Below are 16,163 nucleotides of genomic sequence, written 5' to 3' on the forward strand. Positions count from 1 at the left end.
TCGGCGGCATCCCCCCTCAGGACCGAGATATTCACAGATGCACCAGCCGAACCGCCAGATATTTTCCTTCACATTCGGGACATTTCATCAGCCTCGAAAGTTCGTTCCCGTGTCGCACAGTGTCCCGGCCGGGCGTACACGATGACCTGTGCGCCGCGTACCGCCGTGCGGGCGCAGACCTGGAAGGACCTGCGCAGGACCCGCCGTTTCACCACCTCCTGGGGTACGGCGTCGAGCGGCTGGCCCACCGGGTCGGCCAGGGCGATGACACGGTCGGCGGTGAGGAGACGGTGCCGGAGGACGCCGGCGGGGACCTCGGTGCCCTGGAGCGTGTTCGACGCGCCGGGCGACTCGGCCAGGGCCAGGTCGTGCAGGCGGGCGTAGACCCCGGGGAACGACAGCAGCCACTCGCGGCGCCGCGACGGCAGGAACAGGACCGCGTCCCCGGAGCGCGCCACCTGCTCGACGGCGTGCGCGACGGCGACCACGTCGTCCTTGCGGCTCTCCGGCGAGCGGAGCAGGAGCGACCAGGGCAGCAGCACGGCCAGGGCGGCGCCGGCGAGCAGTCCGGCTGTCAACACCCGGGCGGCGGGGGCGAGCCGATGCCTACGGGCCACCGCGCGGTCCAGCCCGGCCCCGGCCAGCAGGGCCAGACCGGTCATGCCGTACAGCACGTACCGTTCGACGTACCACGGCTCGACGAGCGAGATGGTCAGCAGCACTCCGGCGGGGACGGTCAGCATCGGCAGGGCGAGGGCCACCAGGCGCCGGTCCCCGTCCCGGACCGCGCCCCCGGAGCGGCGCAGCAGCCACGCCACCAGCGCCCCGGCCGCCGCGAGCGCCAGGAACTGCAGCCACATGCCCAGCCCGGGCCGTCCCAGCCAGCCCAGTTGCCGCTGCGACTGCCCCGCGCTGACCAGCGCCAGCGGCAGCACGCTCAACACCACCCCGGCCGCCGCCGCGCACCAGGGCCGCCGGACCGTGCGCGGCGCCCGCAGCAGCACCAGGGTGAGGCCGTGGGCGAGCAGGGCCAGTCCGGCGAACTCGTGCAGCCAGCAGGTCACCGCCAGCAGCAGCCCGTACGCGGTCCACCAGCGGGCCCCTCGCGCGTCGAGGGCGCGGAGGAAGGCGTAGGTCGCCCAGGTGACCCCGGCGCAGACCAGGGCGTAGGAACGGCCCTCCTGCGCGAACTCCTGCACCACCGGCAGCACGGCGAAAACGAGCCCCGCCGCGAGCCCCGCGCGCGGCCCGGCCAGCCGGCGGCCGACCGCCGAGACACCGGCGGCGGCCAGGGCCGTCGCCGCCACCGACGGCAGCCGTAGCGCGACCAGCCCGCCGTCCCACAGCGCGAACACCCCGTGCATCAGAAGGTAGTACAGGCCGTGCACGGCGTCGATGTGCTCCAGCAGCGCCCCCAGCTCGCCGAGCGGGCGATGCGCCACCTGGTAGGTGACCGACTCGTCCCGCCACATGCTGTTCTGCCGCTCGATCCCCCACAACCCCAGGGCCACGGCGACGAGCGCCGGGACCAGGACGGTGACGAAGGGGGCGACCGGCCGGGACCGGGCGGGCGGGCCCTCGCCGTGCCGGTTCGCGCAGTCCGCCGGGTCCCGCGTGGTCGCTGCGGCTTCCGCTTGCGAAGTGATGGTCGCCTCCTGGGAGTTGGGGACCTTCGGGTCGGGTCCGGTGCCGGGGCCGCACCGGTGCCGGGTGCTCAGCACCGGCTGCCGCGCTCGTAGACGACGATCCGGGCCACGCCCACCGTCCGTTCGCCACACGGGGTGAAGTGCGCGCGCAGCGTCGCCCTCTTCGTCCGCTCCCGCCCGTCGGCCTCCCGCCGGTCCCGCGCCGGATCGTGCACCACGACGATCCGTGAGACGCGCAGCATCCGTGTACGGATGCCCGGGGCGGGCAGTTCGGTGCCGTACAGCGTGTGCCCGGCGCGCGGCGAGGCCGCCAGCGCCAGGTCGACCGCACCGTACGAGGCGGGTTCCCGGGACAGGGCCCACACCCGTCGGCTGGCCGGCACGAAGAGCACCCCGTCCCCCGGCCGGGACACCTGCGCGACGGCCCGGCCGATGGCCCGGGTGTCGTCGGTGCGGCTGTGCGGGTCGCGCAGCTGCGTCCCCACGGGCCACAGCGCCGGCACCGCCGCGGCCACCAGCACCGGCGCGAGCAGCCTCCGCGCGCGGGCCGGCCGGGACAGGCGGTCCAGGGCGGCGCCCACCAGCAGGGCCAGGCCCGCCTGGGAGTAGAGCACGTAGCGGTCCACGTACAGGGGCCGGACCGCGGACGCCAGCAGCAGGAGCGCTGGGGGGACCAGGAGCAGCGGCAGGGCCCAGGTGTGCAACCGGGGGCCGGGTGCCGGGGCCATGGACCCGCGCCGGACGACTGCCGCCGCGGCCGCGCCGACAACGGCCAGAAGCAGGAACCCCGCGACGTCCCGGGCCAGTGACACGGAGATCCAGGCCACCTGCCCGCTCTGGCGCAGGCTCAGCAGAACCAGCGGCGTCACGGTGACCGCCGCGCCGCACGCCGCACGGGCCCATGCCCGGCCCACGGCCCGTGGCGCCCGGGAGGCCAGGAGCGCGATCCCGTGCGCGGGGAGCGCGAGCAGCGCGAACTCGTGCAACAGCCCCGACAGTGTGGTCAGCAGGGCGTAACCGGCCCACCGGACGCGGCGCCGCCGCCCGCCCGGCTCGGTGCAGGCCCGCAGCAGCAGCCACGTCTGCGCCACCACCAGCGCGGTCACCAGGGCGTAGGAGCGGCCTTCCTGCGCGTAGCGCTGGACCGCGGGCAGCAGCGGGAACAGCACACCGGCCGCCAGCCCGGCCCGGGGTCCGGCGAGCCCGCGCCCCAGGGCGGCGACGCCCGCCGCGGCGCCGGCCGTGGCCAGGACCGAGGGCAGCCGCAGCGCGACCGGACCGCCGTCCCACAGCGCGAACACCCCGTGCATGAGCAGGTAGTACAGCCCGTGGACGGCGTCGGCCCCGCCCAGGGTGGCCCACAGGCCGGGCAGCGCGCGGTGGGCCATCTCGTAGGTCACCGCCTCGTCCTGCCACAGGGCTCCGTCGCGGCGGATGCCCCACAGCCCGGTCGCCAGGGCGAGGAGCGGGGGCAGCAGCAGACCGAGGCGGTGGGCGGGGCCGGGCGCCGCCGGGGTCGGGGCTGCCGGGACGGTTCGGGGGCGGTCCGCCGCCGGGTGACTCAGCCGTGTCGTGTCGATGTCCGTACTCGCCTCTCGTGGTGGGTGGCCCGGTGGACGGTGCCGACTCCACCAGCGCGCGCGTTGATGGGCAGCCCCCGTCGGGGGCGCCTATCAATCCGGCGAGCGGTTAGCGTGACGTGCGCGTACGCCGCACCGGCTGTACGTGGTGCTGACGCGGGCGGCACTCGGCGAAGGGGAGGCACGTGGGACGCCGCGAGAAGGAACTGGATCCGGCCCAGGGGCCGGTGCAGCGCCTCGCGCACGAGTTGCGCCTGCTGCGTGAGGAGGCGGGTGGCCCGTCGTACCGCGAACTCGCCGTCACGGCGGGCTACTCGGCACCGACGCTCTCCGAGGCGGCGGCCGGCCGGCGGCTGCCCTCCCTGCCGGTCACCCTGGCGTACGTCCGCGCGTGCGGAGGGGACGAGAGCGACTGGGAGCGGCGCTGGCACGAGGCCGCGGCCGACACGGCCCGCGCGACGGCGCCTCCCGACGACGCACGGTCCCCCTACCGCGGCCTGGCCCGCTACGGGACCGCCGACCGGGAGCTGTTCTTCGGCCGGGGACCCGAGGTGGAGCGGCTGCTGAGACTGACGGCCGAGCACCGGTTCGCGGCCCTGGTCGGCGCCTCGGGCAGCGGGAAGTCGTCGCTGCTGCGCGCCGGACTCGTGCCCGCGCTGCGCGAGGGCGGCGTGGCGGGGGTACGGCCCGCCGCGGTGCGGATCTGCACCCCGGGCCCGGATCCGGCCCGGGAGCGGCGGGACGTGCTGGCACCGGCCGGGGACGCACCGGGCGACACAGTCGTCCTGGTCGACCAGTTCGAGGAGGCGTTCACGCTGTGCCGGGACCCGGGCCGGCGGCGGGAGTTCATCGAAATGCTGCTGGCGGCGCGCGAGCCGGACAGCCGGTTACGGGTGCTGATCGCCGTGCGGGCCGACTTCTTCGGGCACTGCGCGGATCACCGGGAGCTCGCGGCGGCCCTCGACGACGCGCACGTCCTGGTCCCGGGCATGTCCGTCGAGCGGCTGCGCGAGGCGATCGTGCGGCCGGCTGCGGCCGCCGGTCTGGTGGTGGAGCGCGCGGTGACGGACCGCATCCTCGCCGAGGTGGCCGACGAGCCGGGCGGTCTGCCGCTGATGTCCCACACGCTGCTGGAGCTCTGGCGGCGCAGCAGCGGCAAGCGGCTCACCCTGACCGCTTACGAGGCCGTCGGAGGCGTCCGGGGAGCGGTCGCCCACACGGCGGAGGAAGTGTTCGGCCGGTTCGGGGCGGCCGAGGCGGACGCGGCCCGGGCGCTGCTGCTGCGGCTGATCTCGCCCGGTGAGGGCGGCCCCGACACCCGGCGTCCCGTGCCGCTGTCCGAGCTGCGGGCCACCGGCGCCGCGGGCCAGGTTCTGGAACGGCTGGTCACCGCCCGGCTGCTGACCCTGGACGGGGACCGGGCGGAGCTGGCGCACGAGGCCCTGATCACCGCCTGGCCGCGGCTGCGCGGATGGGTGGAGGAGGAACGCGACCGGCTCCGGCTGCACCGGCGGCTGACGGAGGCGGCCCGGGTGTGGGAGAGCCTGGACCGGGATCCGGGGGCGCTGTACCGGGGAGTGCTGCTGCGCGCCGCGCGGGAGGAGTTCTGCACCGCCGAGGGGCTGCCGGTAACCCAACTGACCGCGTCGGAGAGCGCGTTCGTCGCCGCGAGCCTGGCGGAGGAGGAGCGGGTGGCGCGGGAGGCGGCGCGCTCGGAGCGGCGGGTGCGGCTGCTGACGCTGCTGCTGGTGGTGGTGGTCGCCAGTGCGCTGACCGCGTGGGTGGTGTGGTTCGTGAACCGGGAGCATCCATGAGGGTTTTCGGCCAACCATGAAACGGAGCGGCGAAATCCCCCTTTCGATGTCACTCCAAACCCTCACGTCCAGCACTCCGTGTCGAAGGGCGGCCGGGAGAAATACCTGATTTCCCGTTCCGGCCAGGCTGCGGAACCGCATTGACGGGGTCATGCCTGCCGCGTTGGAATTACAGCGTCACAGGCACCCCATCCACAGGAGAAAACAAATGCGTCGCAGCATTGCCGCCGCCGTCGGTTCCGTCGCGCTCCTCGGCGCGACCGCTTTCGGTTTCGCCCAGACGGCCACCGCCGCCGAAACGTCCAGCGCTGCCGGCACCGGCGTCCAGGCCACGTACTTCTGGCTTTTCCAGCACGACAACTACGGCGGCAGCAGCAAGAACTTCTCGGGTGACGACCGCGCCCTGAGCGACACCTACTGGAACGGCACGACCAGCCCGGTCAACGACGGCGCCAGTTCGATGAAGAACCAGACCGGCCGTGACGTGGCGCTGTACCAGAACGCCGGCTGCACGGGTGACAACTACCTCGCCCGGGCCAACTCCGTCGACAGCGACTTCAGCAACAACTCGTTCGACAACAAGGCCAGCTGCGTGGACTTCCGCTAGACACGTCGAGGGCGGTGCAGAGATGTTTCCCACCACGGCACACCCCCGCGCCGCCCTCGTCACGGCGCTCGCCGTACTGGCGACCGGCTGTGCGGCGAGCGCCGCTCCCCGGACCGACGGCGCCGCGCGACCGGTCGCGCCCACCGCCGAGGTACGGAGCCTGATCCTGCCGTTCGACGCCTACGAGCTCTCCCACCAGGAGTCGTTCGAGGTCGCCGAGGCGCGCGATCTGCTGATGCGGGCCTGCATGCGAAAGCGCGGCCACGACTGGCAGGTCCTCGATTACCCCGCACATGTCGACGACCTGAAGAACCGGCGCCGGTACGGGGTCATCGAAAAAGCAGTGGCCCGTGAATTTGGATACCACGCGAACGCGGGAGTACTGTCAGCGGGCACCGGAATAACCGAGCTGCGCAAAAAGCGCGACGAAAGCCTCGGCTCGGCCGGAGTACGCGCGGCCTACGACGAGCAGAACGGCTGCGGATACCAGGCGAACGACCGCCTCGAACGGGACGGCGCCCTGGCCGACTACGACCGGTTCAACCGCCTGAGCTCGGAGCTGCTGAAAAAGACGAAGAAACAGCCGGAGGCGGTCGCGGCGCTGAACCGCTGGGAGACGTGCATGCGCCGACGGGGTTTCGACTACCGCACGCCCGACGAGGCCGTCTCCGACGCGCGCTGGTGGTCCCGGGAATCCGCTCCGGCGTCGGACGAGGAGATCGCCACCGCCTCCGCGGACGTCCGGTGCAAGCAGCGGGCGCGGCTCGTCGGGGTCCTGCTCCGCGTCGAGTCCGCGTTGCAGCGGCAGGCCGTCGCCGACAACCGGGCCTACTTCTCCCGGCTCGCCGAGGCGAAGGCCCGTCACCTGGAGCACGCGCGGCAGGTCATCGGCCGGCACTGACCGAACGGCCGGTCTCCTCGGACACCGCCGCCCCGCCGCGGTCCGCCACGGCAGGCCGCGGCCCCGTCAGCAGGTACCCGAGCCCGAAGCCGACCCCCACCACCACCGCCCCGCCCACCGCGTCCAGCACCCAGTGGTTGCCCGTCACGACGATCGCGACGGCCGTGAGCAGCGGATGGACCGCGCCGAGGGCCTTCACCCACCGTCCGCGGGCCACCACCGCGATCACCACCCCGCACCACAGCGACCAGCCGAAGTGCAGGGACGGCATGGCCGCGTACTGGTTGGTGAGGGCCGTGAGCGTGCCGTAGTCCGGCTGGGAGAAGTCCTGGACGCCGTGGACCGTGTCGATGAAGCCGAGGGCCGGCATCAGGCGGGGCGGCGCCAGGGGGTAGAGCCAGAAGCCGGCCAGGGCGAGCAGGGTGGTGATGCCCAGGGCGGAGCGGGCCCAGCGGTAGTCGGCGGGGCGGCGCCAGTACAGCACCGCGAGGACGGCCAGCGGCACGGCGAAGTGGAAGGACGTGTAGTAGTAGTCGAAGAACTCGCGCAGCCAGTCGATCCCGGCGGCCGTGTGGTTGGCCCAGTGCTCGATGTCGATGCGCAGGGCCCGTTCCAGGGCGTGGATCTGCGCGCCGTGCTCCTCCGCCTCCGCCCGCCCGGCCGAGTTGCTGCCCCCGGTGGCCGCGAGGCGGACCTGGGAGTAGGCGGCGTAGGTGACCCGGATGAGGAGCAGTTCGAGCAGCAGGTTCGGCCGGGTGAGGACCCGCCGCAGGAACGGCAGCACAGGCACGTGCCGGAAGCGGGACGGGACGGCGGGCGCGTACTGCGCCGGCAGGGGCGAGCGGTAGTACGGCGAGGTGCGGGACAGGAACGGCACGGCGGTGGCGGCGGCGAGGGCGGCCAGCAGGACGACGTTGTCACGCAGCGGCGCGAGAGTCGTCATGTTCGGCAGGAGCATCTTCGCCGGGAGGGTCATGACCATCACGACCGTCGCCGGCCACACGTACCGGTCGGAGGCGCGCCGGCCGGCCCGGCCGACGACCGTGAGCAGCACCCACAGCAGCTGGTGCTGCCAGGCCGTGGGCGAGACGACGATCGCCGCGCAGCCGGTGACCGCGACGGCGAGGAGCAGCTGGCCGTCGCGGAAGTGGCGCACGGCCCGGCGCAGGGCCAGTACGGCGACGGCGGCGCCGAGCACGAGGAAGAGCGCGACCTCCGGCGGGCCGTTCAGGCCGAGCCGCAGCAGGGCGCCGTGCAGGGACTGGTTGCCGAGGTCGTCGGCCGGGCCGCCGAGGCCGGCGCCCGCCATGTGGTGGACCCAGTAGCGGTGGGAGTCGTGCGGCATCACCGCCCAGGCGATGCCCGTGCCGGCGGCGAAGGTGGCACCGGCGGCGAGGGCGGCGCGTCTGCGGCCGGTGAACCACAGCAGGGGCGCGAACAGCAGCAGTGTGGGCTGGAGCGCCGCCGCGACGCCGATGAGCAGACCGCTGAGCCGCTGGCCGTGGGCGACGAAGCAGCCCAGCAGGACGAGCAGGACCGGCATGATGCTGGTCTGGCCGAGCCACAGGGTGTTGCGCACCGGCAGGGACAGCATGAGCAGGCTGACGGCGACGGGGGCGGCCAGCAGCGCCGTGCGGCGGCCGACGGGCTGGGGCAGGGCGCGGGCGGCGATCAGGCCGAGGGCCACGACCAGCAGCAGCGTGCCGAAGGTCCAGCCCCAGCCGAGGGCCTGCTCGGCCGCACGGGTCAGGGGCTTGAGGACGAGGCCGCCGAAGGGCGTGCCGGTGAAGCGGGTCGAGTCGTAGAGCGAGCCGGTCACGTGCAGGACGCCGTCCGCCCCGAGCCAGGTCTCCAGGTCGGTGAGCCGCTCGCCGCGCGGGGTGGCGAGGACGACGGCGACCTGCCGGGCCGCGAGGACGGCGGCGATCAGCCACAGGGCCAGCCGGGCGGCTCTCAGGCGCGGGTGGGCTCCACCGACGGCTGTCGCTCCGAGCTCTTCCGCCGGTCGTCCGCCGTGATCCGCACTCATCACGCCTCGTCGGCCTCCCGCCCCAGTTCATCCCGCATGTCCGAGATGCGGGAATTACCTCCGCGAACTTTAGGGGGCGCGCGGCGCCCCCGGGGGAAAGACGCGAGCCACCCCGGGTCCACCTGACGTATTTCCGCCTATTTCCGGACGACGATAGTCCGCGCGATGCGCGGTCACCTCTCGCGGACGCGAGAAGGGTCACACCAAGATCTCGTGGGAACCGCGCACGACCGGGCAGACGTACCAGCGCAACCACGTTTTACGTGCAGTCTGCAACGATCGGCATACCGCCCGTGACCGGCGCAAACAGGCCTATCGTCGCTTTTCGGCCCGTACGACAGCGCCGCCGCGCGGGACCGTGCCCCTGTCCCCGTCGAAAGGTAGGCGAGCGAGTCTTGTCGACTGCCTCAGTCGTCACCCCCGCGTCCGCCCTCACGTCCCGTACCGCGAAGAACCCCGACGCCACCGTCACCGACCCCGCGCTCGTCAAGCGCGCCGTGAAGGCGGCCGCGCTGGGCAACGCGATGGAATGGTTCGACTTCGGTGTCTACAGCTACATCGCGGTCACCCTGGGCAAGGTCTTCTTCCCCTCGGGCAACCCCACGGCCCAGCTGCTCTCCACGTTCGGCGCGTTCGCCGCGGCCTTCCTGGTCCGCCCCCTCGGCGGCATGGTCTTCGGCCCGCTCGGCGACCGCGTGGGCCGCCAGAAGGTCCTCGCCCTCACCATGATCATGATGGCGGCGGGCACCTTCGCGATCGGCCTGATCCCGTCGTACGCGACGATCGGTGTCGGCGCGCCCGTCCTGCTCCTCGCCGCCCGCCTCGTGCAGGGCTTCTCCACCGGAGGCGAGTACGCCGGCGCCTCGACCTTCATCGCCGAGTACGCCCCCGACAAGCGACGCGGTTTCCTCGGCAGCTGGCTGGAGTTCGGCACGCTCGCCGGCTACATCGGCGGCGCGGGCCTGGTCACCGTCATGACCGCCCTGCTCTCCGCCGACGACCTGACCTCCTGGGGCTGGCGCATCCCCTTCCTGATCGCGGGCCCGATGGGCCTCATCGGCCTCTACCTGCGGATGCGTCTGGAGGAGACCCCGGCGTTCGCCGCCGAGGTCGAGAAGGCCGAGAAGGACCGGCCCAAGGTGCCACTGCGCGAGATGGTCACCGGCCAGTGGCGCGCGCTGCTGCTCTGCGTCGGCCTGGTGCTGGTCTTCAACGTCACCGACTACATGCTGCTGTCGTACATGCCGAGCTACCTGACCAGCGAGCTCCACTACGACGAGACGCACGGCCTGCTCGTCGTCCTCGGCGTGATGACGCTGATGATGATCGTCCAGCCGTTCGCCGGCGCCCTCACCGACCGCGTCGGCCGCCGCCCGGTGATCGCCGCCGGCTGCGCGGGCTTCCTGCTGCTGTCCGCCCCCGCCCTGCTGCTGATCCGCGAGGGCAGCCTGCTCGCGGTCGCGCTCGGCATGGGCGCCCTGGGCCTGCTGCTGGTCTGCTTCACGGCCGCGATGCCCTCCGCGCTGCCGGCGCTGTTCCCGACGAGGGTCCGCTACGGCTCGCTGTCCATCGGTTTCAACGTCTCCGTGTCCCTGTTCGGCGGCACGACCCCGCTGGTGGTCACGGCTCTGATCGGCGCGACCGGGAACCTGATGATGCCCGCGTACTACATGATGGCCGCGGCCGTGATCGGCGGTTTCGCGGTGTGGCGCATGGCGGAGTCGGCGGGACGTCCGCTGCCCGGCTCGGCGCCCGCGGTGGCCGGTCGACACGCCGGGTGAGAGGCCACTGACAGCGACCGGCGCACCAACTATCGTCGTCAGCGCCAGTAGTTAGACACGCTAACCATGCGCGGACGCACGAAAGGCAGGGGTGCATGAGCGAGTCGCACGTCTGGGACGAGGTCGACACCTACTTCACCGAACGGCTCGCCCCCGACGACGAAGCCCTGGCGGCCGCCCTGCGCGACAGCGACGCAGCCGGGCTTCCGCACATCAACGTGGCGGGCAACCAGGGCAAGCTCCTCCAGCTCCTCGCCCAGATCCAGGGCGCCCGGCACATCCTGGAGATCGGTACGCTCGGCGGGTACAGCACGATCTGGCTGGCCCGCGCCCTGCCCGCAGACGGGCGGCTGGTCTCCCTGGAGTACGACCCCCGGCACGCCGAGGTCGCCGTCCGCAACATCGCCCGCGCCGGGCTGGACCAGCTGGTCGAGGTGCGGGTCGGCCCGGCCCTGGAGTCGCTGCCCCAGCTGGCCGACGAGAACCCGCCGCCGTTCGACCTGGTCTTCATCGACGCCGACAAGGTCAACAACCCGCACTACGTGGAGTGGGCCGTCAAGCTCACCAGCACGGGCAGCCTGATCGTCCTGGACAACGTGGTGCGGGGCGGCCGGGTCGTCGACATCGACAGCACCGCTGCGGACGTGACGGGCACCCGCGCCGCGATCGACCTGATCGCCGGACACCCGCGGCTGAGCGGCACGGCGGTCCAGACGGTCGGCATGAAGGGCTACGACGGTTTCGCGCTGGCCCGGGTGGTGTGAGCCCCGGTCGTCACGCCTCGTGGTAGAAGCCCACGTTGACGCTGCGCGGGGCGGTGCGGTCCTGCACGACGAGTTCGCCGCTGCCGCCCCGGGGCAGCGGGACGGTGCCGCCGTAGGCGAGGGGCTGGGTGTACTCCCCGACCGTCAGGCGGACTTCCGAGGACGGGTCGGGCTGGGAGCCGCGCAGCCAGGTGACCTGCCAGGTGCCGTCCGGGCCGCACAGGAACTCCAGGTGGACGCGCGAGACGAACAGCCAGTCGTCCGGGGTGCCGAGCCGGCACACCGACTTGTCGCGGCCCACCCGCAGCACGGCACCCGGCTCGCTGGGCGCGTCGGCCATGAGCATGCCGGCCGTGGCACCCTCCTCCGCCGCGGACACGGCGGCCATGGTGAGTTCGAGCACGTGCGCTCCTCTGAGACGTCCCGGTGGGTCTGCAAGCCCGCCGAATGATAGAACGCCCAGTTGCGCCGTGTCCGGCACAATGGCCTCATGACCGAGCGAAAGCCACCCGGCGTGGACTTCGGGTCCTGGGTCGACCGGCAGATCCGCGAGGCCGAGGCGCGCGGGGAGTTCGACCGGCTGCCGGGAGCGGGCCGCCCACTCCCGCCCGACGTGGAGAGCACCTACGACGAACTGTGGTGGGTGAAGCGGAAGATGGCCCGCGAGGGTCTTTCCGTGCTCCCCCCGGCGCTGGCGCTGCGCAAGGAGGCGGAGGACGCGCTGGAGGCCGCGCTCGCGGCGCCCTCCGAGCGGATCGTCCGGAAGATCATCGGCGAGATCAACGACAGGATCCGCGAGATGATGTTCAAGCCGCCGCCCGGCCCCCCGCTCGGAAAGAAGCCGTACGACGTCGAGGACGTCGTACGGCAGTGGCGGGAGCGCCGGGCGGATCGTTAGCCGGGCTGTTCACCGGGGTCACACGTGCAACAGCCGTTCCGCCAGCTCCCGGTAGTCCTTCAGGGCCAGCCGGAGCTGTTCGGTGTCGGTGGACGACACGGACCTGCCCTCGCCGCCCTCCACCGACTGCCAGGAGTGGCGCAGGGTGCGGCGGCGCTCGGCCACGGCCTCGGTGAACCGGGCCGCGATCTCCTCCAGCACCTGGTCGGCCTCCTCGACGGCGGCCCGGGGCCCGTCGACGAACCCCGCGACGGCGTGCTGCAGGCGCGCGCCGAGCTTGTCGGAGTGGTCGTGCGGGAAGAGCCGGTCGCGCGCGTCGGGGCCGGGCCGGTGCGCCGGGGTGCCGGTGCGGCCGACGCCGTGGGCCTCGCCGTGGGCCGCGTCCGTGCCGGGCGTGCCGGTGGCCGGGGAGTCGCCGCGGGGCGTCTCCCCGCCGGGCGTGCCGGTGCCGTACTCGTCGCCGTGAGGCGCCCCGGTGCCGGGCGTGCCCGTGCCGGGTGCCGCCGCGCGGTCCGCGTCCGTGCCGGGTGCCGCCGCGCGGTCCGCGTCGGTCCTGCCGCGGCCGGTGCCCAGGGCGCTCTCGCCGCGGGCGTCGGGCGCGGTCGGCGTGTGGTCGCCGGGCGGTCGGGTCATGTCGGTCATCGCCTCAGCTCTCCTTCGCCTGACGCCGGTTCATCGCCCACGGCATGTGGCCGCCGCGACCCGGATCCTTGCGGCCGCCGTTCAGCCCGGCACGGCCGTGTCCCTCGTGCCGGTCCTCCTCGTGCCGGCCACCGTCGTGGCGGCCGGGCCGCACCAGTTCCTCGAACAGCGCGCGGGCCGCCACCATGGCCTCGCGCATGTCTTCCGTACCCTGGCCGCCGTCGCGGGCGTCCTCCGCGCGCAGGTGCGCCGCACGGTGCACGCGCCGGTAGCCGTCCACGTGATGGGCGTGGTGCACGGACAGCGCGGCGAGCTGCTCCTCGTACTGCCCGCCGTCCGGGAAGCCCCGGGCGCCGGCCAGCTCGGCGATCAGCCGGTCCGCCTCGGCGACCGCCTCGCGCGGCGAGTCGACGAACCGCTCCTGGGCGGCCGTCCAGCGCGCCTCGTACTGCTCGCGCTGCGCCGGCTCCAGCGGCCGCTCGCGCAGGTCGCCGTGGCGCTGCAGACGCTCGGTCAGCTCGCGCTCGGCGGCCTTGGTGTCACCGTCGTGCCGGGCGAGGACCCGCTCGTACTCGGGTCCGAAGCGCCGCTTCAGGCTCGGGCCGCGCCGGGGCCCGCGCCGGGCGCGCAGGGTCATGACGGCCGCGATGATGACGACGACCGCCGCGATCACGATCAGAGCAATGATCAGGCCAGTGGACATGAATGCCTTCCGGGTTCTCGGCCCAACCGGCTCTCCTCGCGAGCCGGTTCCCCGTCCGGGTTGCCGCAAAGCCCGCCGCCAAACGGCGCCCGCACCGAGCGCGGATGCCCGGGCCGCCCCGGGATATCCGGTTGCGTGACAGGAGGGGCACCTGTCGAGGATGCGGGTCATGACCTGGACCGTGATCCCGGAACCGTACGACTCCCCCGTCGCCGCCGCGCTCTGGCGGGCGTACTACACCGAGGTCAGCGACCGCTGGTACCTGCTGCACGAGGGGCGCCGCACCGACCCGGACGAGCTGGAGCGGGAGATCGCGAAGGACACCGGCGCGGATCTCGCGCCGCCGGGCGGGCAGTTCCTGGTCGCCCGGCACGGCGGCGAGCCGGCCGGCAGCGCGGGCGTCCGGCTGCTGGACGCCACGACCGCCGAGCTCACGCGGGTCTTCGTGCACGAGCCGATGCGCGGCAAGGGCGGGGCGGCGCTGCTGGTCCGGGCCGCCGAGGGCGCCGCCCGCGCGCTCGGCGCCGCACGCATGGTCCTCGACACCCGCGGCGACCTCGTGGAGGCCCGGGCCCTCTACGCCCGGCTCGGCTACCGCGAGACCGCCCCGTACAACGACGACCCGTACGCGGAGCACTGGTTCGCCAAACAGCTCGCCTGAGGTCAGACCGCCCGCTGCACCGCCCGCGGGGCGTCCGGCCGTTCGCGCCGCGCCCCGCACAGCTCGCCGTTCAGCTCCCGCACGAGCCGTTGCAGGTCGGTCGGCCGGTCGGGCCCCCACCAGTCGCCGAGCAGCTCGGCGAGGGACTCCTCACGCGCCTGGGCCAACCGTTCGGCGACCTCGCGCCCCTGGTCGGTCAGGACGAGGTCGAGGCCCTCGCGCAGGGCGAGCCGCTGTTCCTCCACCTGCCGGGCGGCCTCCATGATCACGGTCAGCTGCACGGGCCCGCGTTCGGCCAGCACGCCCGGCTCCACCGAGCCGTACCGGCGGATCCGCAGCAGCAGCCAGCTCGCGGCGGGCAGCAGGTCGTAGCCCGCCCGGGCGGTGATCTCCCGGTAGACCTCACGCCGGCCCTCGCGGGTGCCGAGCACCGACAGGGCCCGGCACACCTCGTCGTAGGAGGACCGTTCGACGGGGTTGCTGGCGAGGGTCTGGGTGGCGTCGGGCGCGGTGACCGAGCCGCGCAGCCGGTCCTCCTTGAGGAACCAGGCCAGGACGAAGCCCAGGAGGGCGACGGGGGCGGCGTAGAGGAAGACGTCCGTGATGGCGGTGGCGTAGGCGTGCAGGGCGGGCGGGCGCAGGTCGGGCGGCAGGGCGGCGATGCCGCGCGGGTCGGCCTCCAGCGCGTCCACCGAGGCGCCGGGCGGCAGCGGCGCTCCCCGGAAGGCGTCCGTGAGCTGGTCGCCGAGCCGGCCCGCGAAGACCGTGCCGAAGACGGCGACGCCGAACGAGGCGCCGATGGAGCGGAAGAAGGTCGCGCCGGAGGTGGCCACGCCCAGGTCCTCGTAGGGGACGGCGTTCTGCACGATGAGCACGAGGACCTGCATCACCAGGCCGAGTCCGAGCCCGAAGACGAAGAAGAAGCCGCTCAGTTCGGCGGTGGAGCTGTTCTCGTCGAGCTGGTGCAGCAGGAGCAGCCCGAGCGTGGTGATCCCGGTGCCGGCGATCGGGAACACCTTCCAACGGCCGGTGCGGCTGACGATCTGCCCGGAGGCGGTCGAGGCCAGCAGCAGCCCCAGCACCATCGGGAGCATGTGCACACCGGACATGGTGGGGCTGATGCCCTGGACGACCTGGAGGAAGGTCGGCAGGTAGGTCATCGCGCCGAACATCGCGAAACCGACGACGAAGCTGATCACGGCGGAGAGCGTGAAGGTCCGCACACGGAAGAGCCGCAGCGGCAGCACCGGTTCGGCGGCCCGCCGCTCGACGGCCACGAAGACGACGGCGAGGACGACGCCCAGGACCGCGAGGCCGACGATCTGCACGGACCCCCACCCCCAGGTCGTGCCGCCGAGGGAGGCGACCAGCACCAGGCAGGTGGCGACGGCTGCGATGAGGAACGTGCCGAGGTAGTCGATGACGTGCCGCTGGTCCTTGCGCGGGATGCGCAGCACGGCGGCGATCACGGCGAGCGCGACGATGCCGACGGGCAGGTTGACGTAGAACACCCAGCGCCAGCTCAGGTGCTGGGTGAACAGCCCGCCGAGCAACGGCCCGAGCACGCTGGTCGCGCCGAAGACGGCCCCGAACAGGCCCTGGTAGCGGCCGCGTTCGCGCGGGGGCACGAGGTCGCCGACGATCGCCATCGACAGCACGATCAGCCCGCCGCCGCCGAGCCCCTGCACGGCCCGGAAGGCGATCAGCTGCGCCATGTCCTGCGCCACCCCGCACAGCGCGGACCCGAGAAGGAAGATCACGATCGCGGTCTGGAACAGCCGCTTGCGCCCGTACTGGTCGCCGAGTTTGCCCCACAGCGGGGTAGCGGCGGTCGCGGCCAGCAGATACGCCGTGACCACCCAGGACAGGTGATCCAGACCGCCGAGATCGCTGACGATCGTCGGCAGCGCGGTCGAGACGATGGTCTGGTCGAGGGCGGCGAGCAGCATGCCGAGCAGCAGGGCTCCGATGGAGACCAGCACGTTTCCGGGCACCTGCTCCCCGGCCGCGGCGCCCGCGGACGACGGTTTCGTGGCGTGGGTGTCCCCGGCCATGAGACCTCCCGAGGTCCTGTGACTTTTTCCATCGTGACCGGTGTGCGGGGGTATGGCCCGCCGAGCCCCTTCGGAAGGCCTGA

At 73.4% G+C, this 16,163-nt stretch carries 14 protein-coding genes; 7 read left to right on the forward strand and 7 right to left on the reverse strand.

All coding sequences use genetic code 11. The features are described 5' to 3' along the window. Positions 1–68: 68 nt before the first annotated feature. Both RIN80_RS04020 and RIN80_RS04025 read right to left on the reverse strand, forming a co-directional pair. Complete coding sequence (locus RIN80_RS04020; protein ID WP_309094069.1) at positions 69–1,721, reverse strand: glycosyltransferase family 39 protein; 1,653 nt, start codon at positions 1,719–1,721, stop codon at positions 69–71. Continuing rightward, entirely contained in the window at positions 1,715–3,046 is a 1,332-nt protein-coding gene (locus RIN80_RS04025; RefSeq protein WP_309094070.1) for a glycosyltransferase family 39 protein, read from the reverse strand. The genes RIN80_RS04020 and RIN80_RS04025 overlap by 7 nt, the downstream gene beginning before the upstream one ends. A gap of 365 nt (positions 3,047–3,411) precedes the next feature. Here RIN80_RS04025 and RIN80_RS04030 point away from each other — a divergent pair, with 365 nt between their 5' ends. From RIN80_RS04030 to RIN80_RS04040, 3 genes are all read left to right on the forward strand, one after another. Further along, complete coding sequence (locus RIN80_RS04030; protein WP_309094071.1) at positions 3,412–5,040, forward strand: hypothetical protein; 1,629 nt, start codon at positions 3,412–3,414, stop codon at positions 5,038–5,040. Positions 5,041–5,248: 208 nt separating this feature from the next. Continuing rightward, on the forward strand, positions 5,249–5,647 hold the full coding sequence (locus RIN80_RS04035) for a peptidase inhibitor family I36 protein (RefSeq protein ID WP_309094072.1): 399 nt from the start codon (positions 5,249–5,251) through the stop codon (positions 5,645–5,647). Between the two features lie 22 nt (positions 5,648–5,669). After that, positions 5,670–6,548, forward strand: a complete 879-nt coding sequence (locus RIN80_RS04040; protein ID WP_309094073.1) for a hypothetical protein — start codon at positions 5,670–5,672, stop codon at positions 6,546–6,548. On the opposite strand, the gene RIN80_RS04045 is transcribed toward RIN80_RS04040, so the two are convergent. Further along, positions 6,532–8,577, reverse strand: coding sequence for a phosphatase PAP2 family protein (locus RIN80_RS04045; protein ID WP_375141606.1), 2,046 nt, complete (start codon positions 8,575–8,577; stop codon positions 6,532–6,534). The genes RIN80_RS04040 and RIN80_RS04045 overlap by 17 nt on opposite strands. Before the next feature lie 395 nt (positions 8,578–8,972). Here RIN80_RS04045 and proP point away from each other — a divergent pair, with 395 nt between their 5' ends. Both proP and RIN80_RS04055 read left to right on the forward strand, forming a co-directional pair. Then, on the forward strand, positions 8,973–10,358 hold the full coding sequence (gene proP / locus RIN80_RS04050; RefSeq protein ID WP_309094075.1) for a glycine betaine/L-proline transporter ProP: 1,386 nt from the start codon (positions 8,973–8,975) through the stop codon (positions 10,356–10,358). 95 nt (positions 10,359–10,453) lie between these two features. Beyond that, a complete protein-coding gene (locus RIN80_RS04055; RefSeq protein WP_309094076.1) occupies positions 10,454–11,122 on the forward strand; it encodes an O-methyltransferase in 669 nt (222 codons plus the stop codon). Positions 11,123–11,132: 10 nt separating this feature from the next. On the opposite strand, the gene RIN80_RS04060 is transcribed toward RIN80_RS04055, so the two are convergent. After that, on the reverse strand, positions 11,133–11,525 hold the full coding sequence (locus RIN80_RS04060; RefSeq protein ID WP_309094077.1) for a hypothetical protein: 393 nt from the start codon (positions 11,523–11,525) through the stop codon (positions 11,133–11,135). An 87-nt stretch (positions 11,526–11,612) separates the two neighbouring features. On the opposite strand from RIN80_RS04060, the gene RIN80_RS04065 reads away from it, so the two are divergent. Next, a complete protein-coding gene (locus RIN80_RS04065) occupies positions 11,613–12,020 on the forward strand; it encodes a DUF1992 domain-containing protein (RefSeq protein WP_309094078.1) in 408 nt (135 codons plus the stop codon). 18 nt (positions 12,021–12,038) lie between these two features. On the opposite strand, the gene RIN80_RS04070 is transcribed toward RIN80_RS04065, so the two are convergent. After that, positions 12,039–12,662 carry a hypothetical protein gene (locus tag RIN80_RS04070; protein ID WP_309094079.1) on the reverse strand — a complete coding sequence of 208 codons (624 nt, stop codon included), beginning with the start codon at positions 12,660–12,662 and terminating at the stop codon, positions 12,039–12,041. Positions 12,663–12,666: 4 nt separating this feature from the next. Beyond that, on the reverse strand, positions 12,667–13,365 hold the full coding sequence (locus RIN80_RS04075) for a hypothetical protein (RefSeq protein WP_309094080.1): 699 nt from the start codon (positions 13,363–13,365) through the stop codon (positions 12,667–12,669). A gap of 169 nt (positions 13,366–13,534) precedes the next feature. On the opposite strand from RIN80_RS04075, the gene RIN80_RS04080 reads away from it, so the two are divergent. Further along, positions 13,535–14,026: a GNAT family N-acetyltransferase gene (locus tag RIN80_RS04080; RefSeq protein WP_309094081.1), complete on the forward strand. Its 492-nt coding sequence runs from the start codon at positions 13,535–13,537 to the stop codon at positions 14,024–14,026. 2 nt (positions 14,027–14,028) lie between these two features. On the opposite strand, the gene RIN80_RS04085 is transcribed toward RIN80_RS04080, so the two are convergent. Further along, positions 14,029–16,080, reverse strand: a complete 2,052-nt coding sequence (locus tag RIN80_RS04085; RefSeq protein ID WP_309094082.1) for an MDR family MFS transporter — start codon at positions 16,078–16,080, stop codon at positions 14,029–14,031. Between the last annotated feature and the right edge of the window lie 83 nt (positions 16,081–16,163).

The organism is Streptomyces sp., from assembly GCF_031181705.1.
GTDB lineage: Bacteria > Actinomycetota > Actinomycetes > Streptomycetales > Streptomycetaceae > Streptomyces.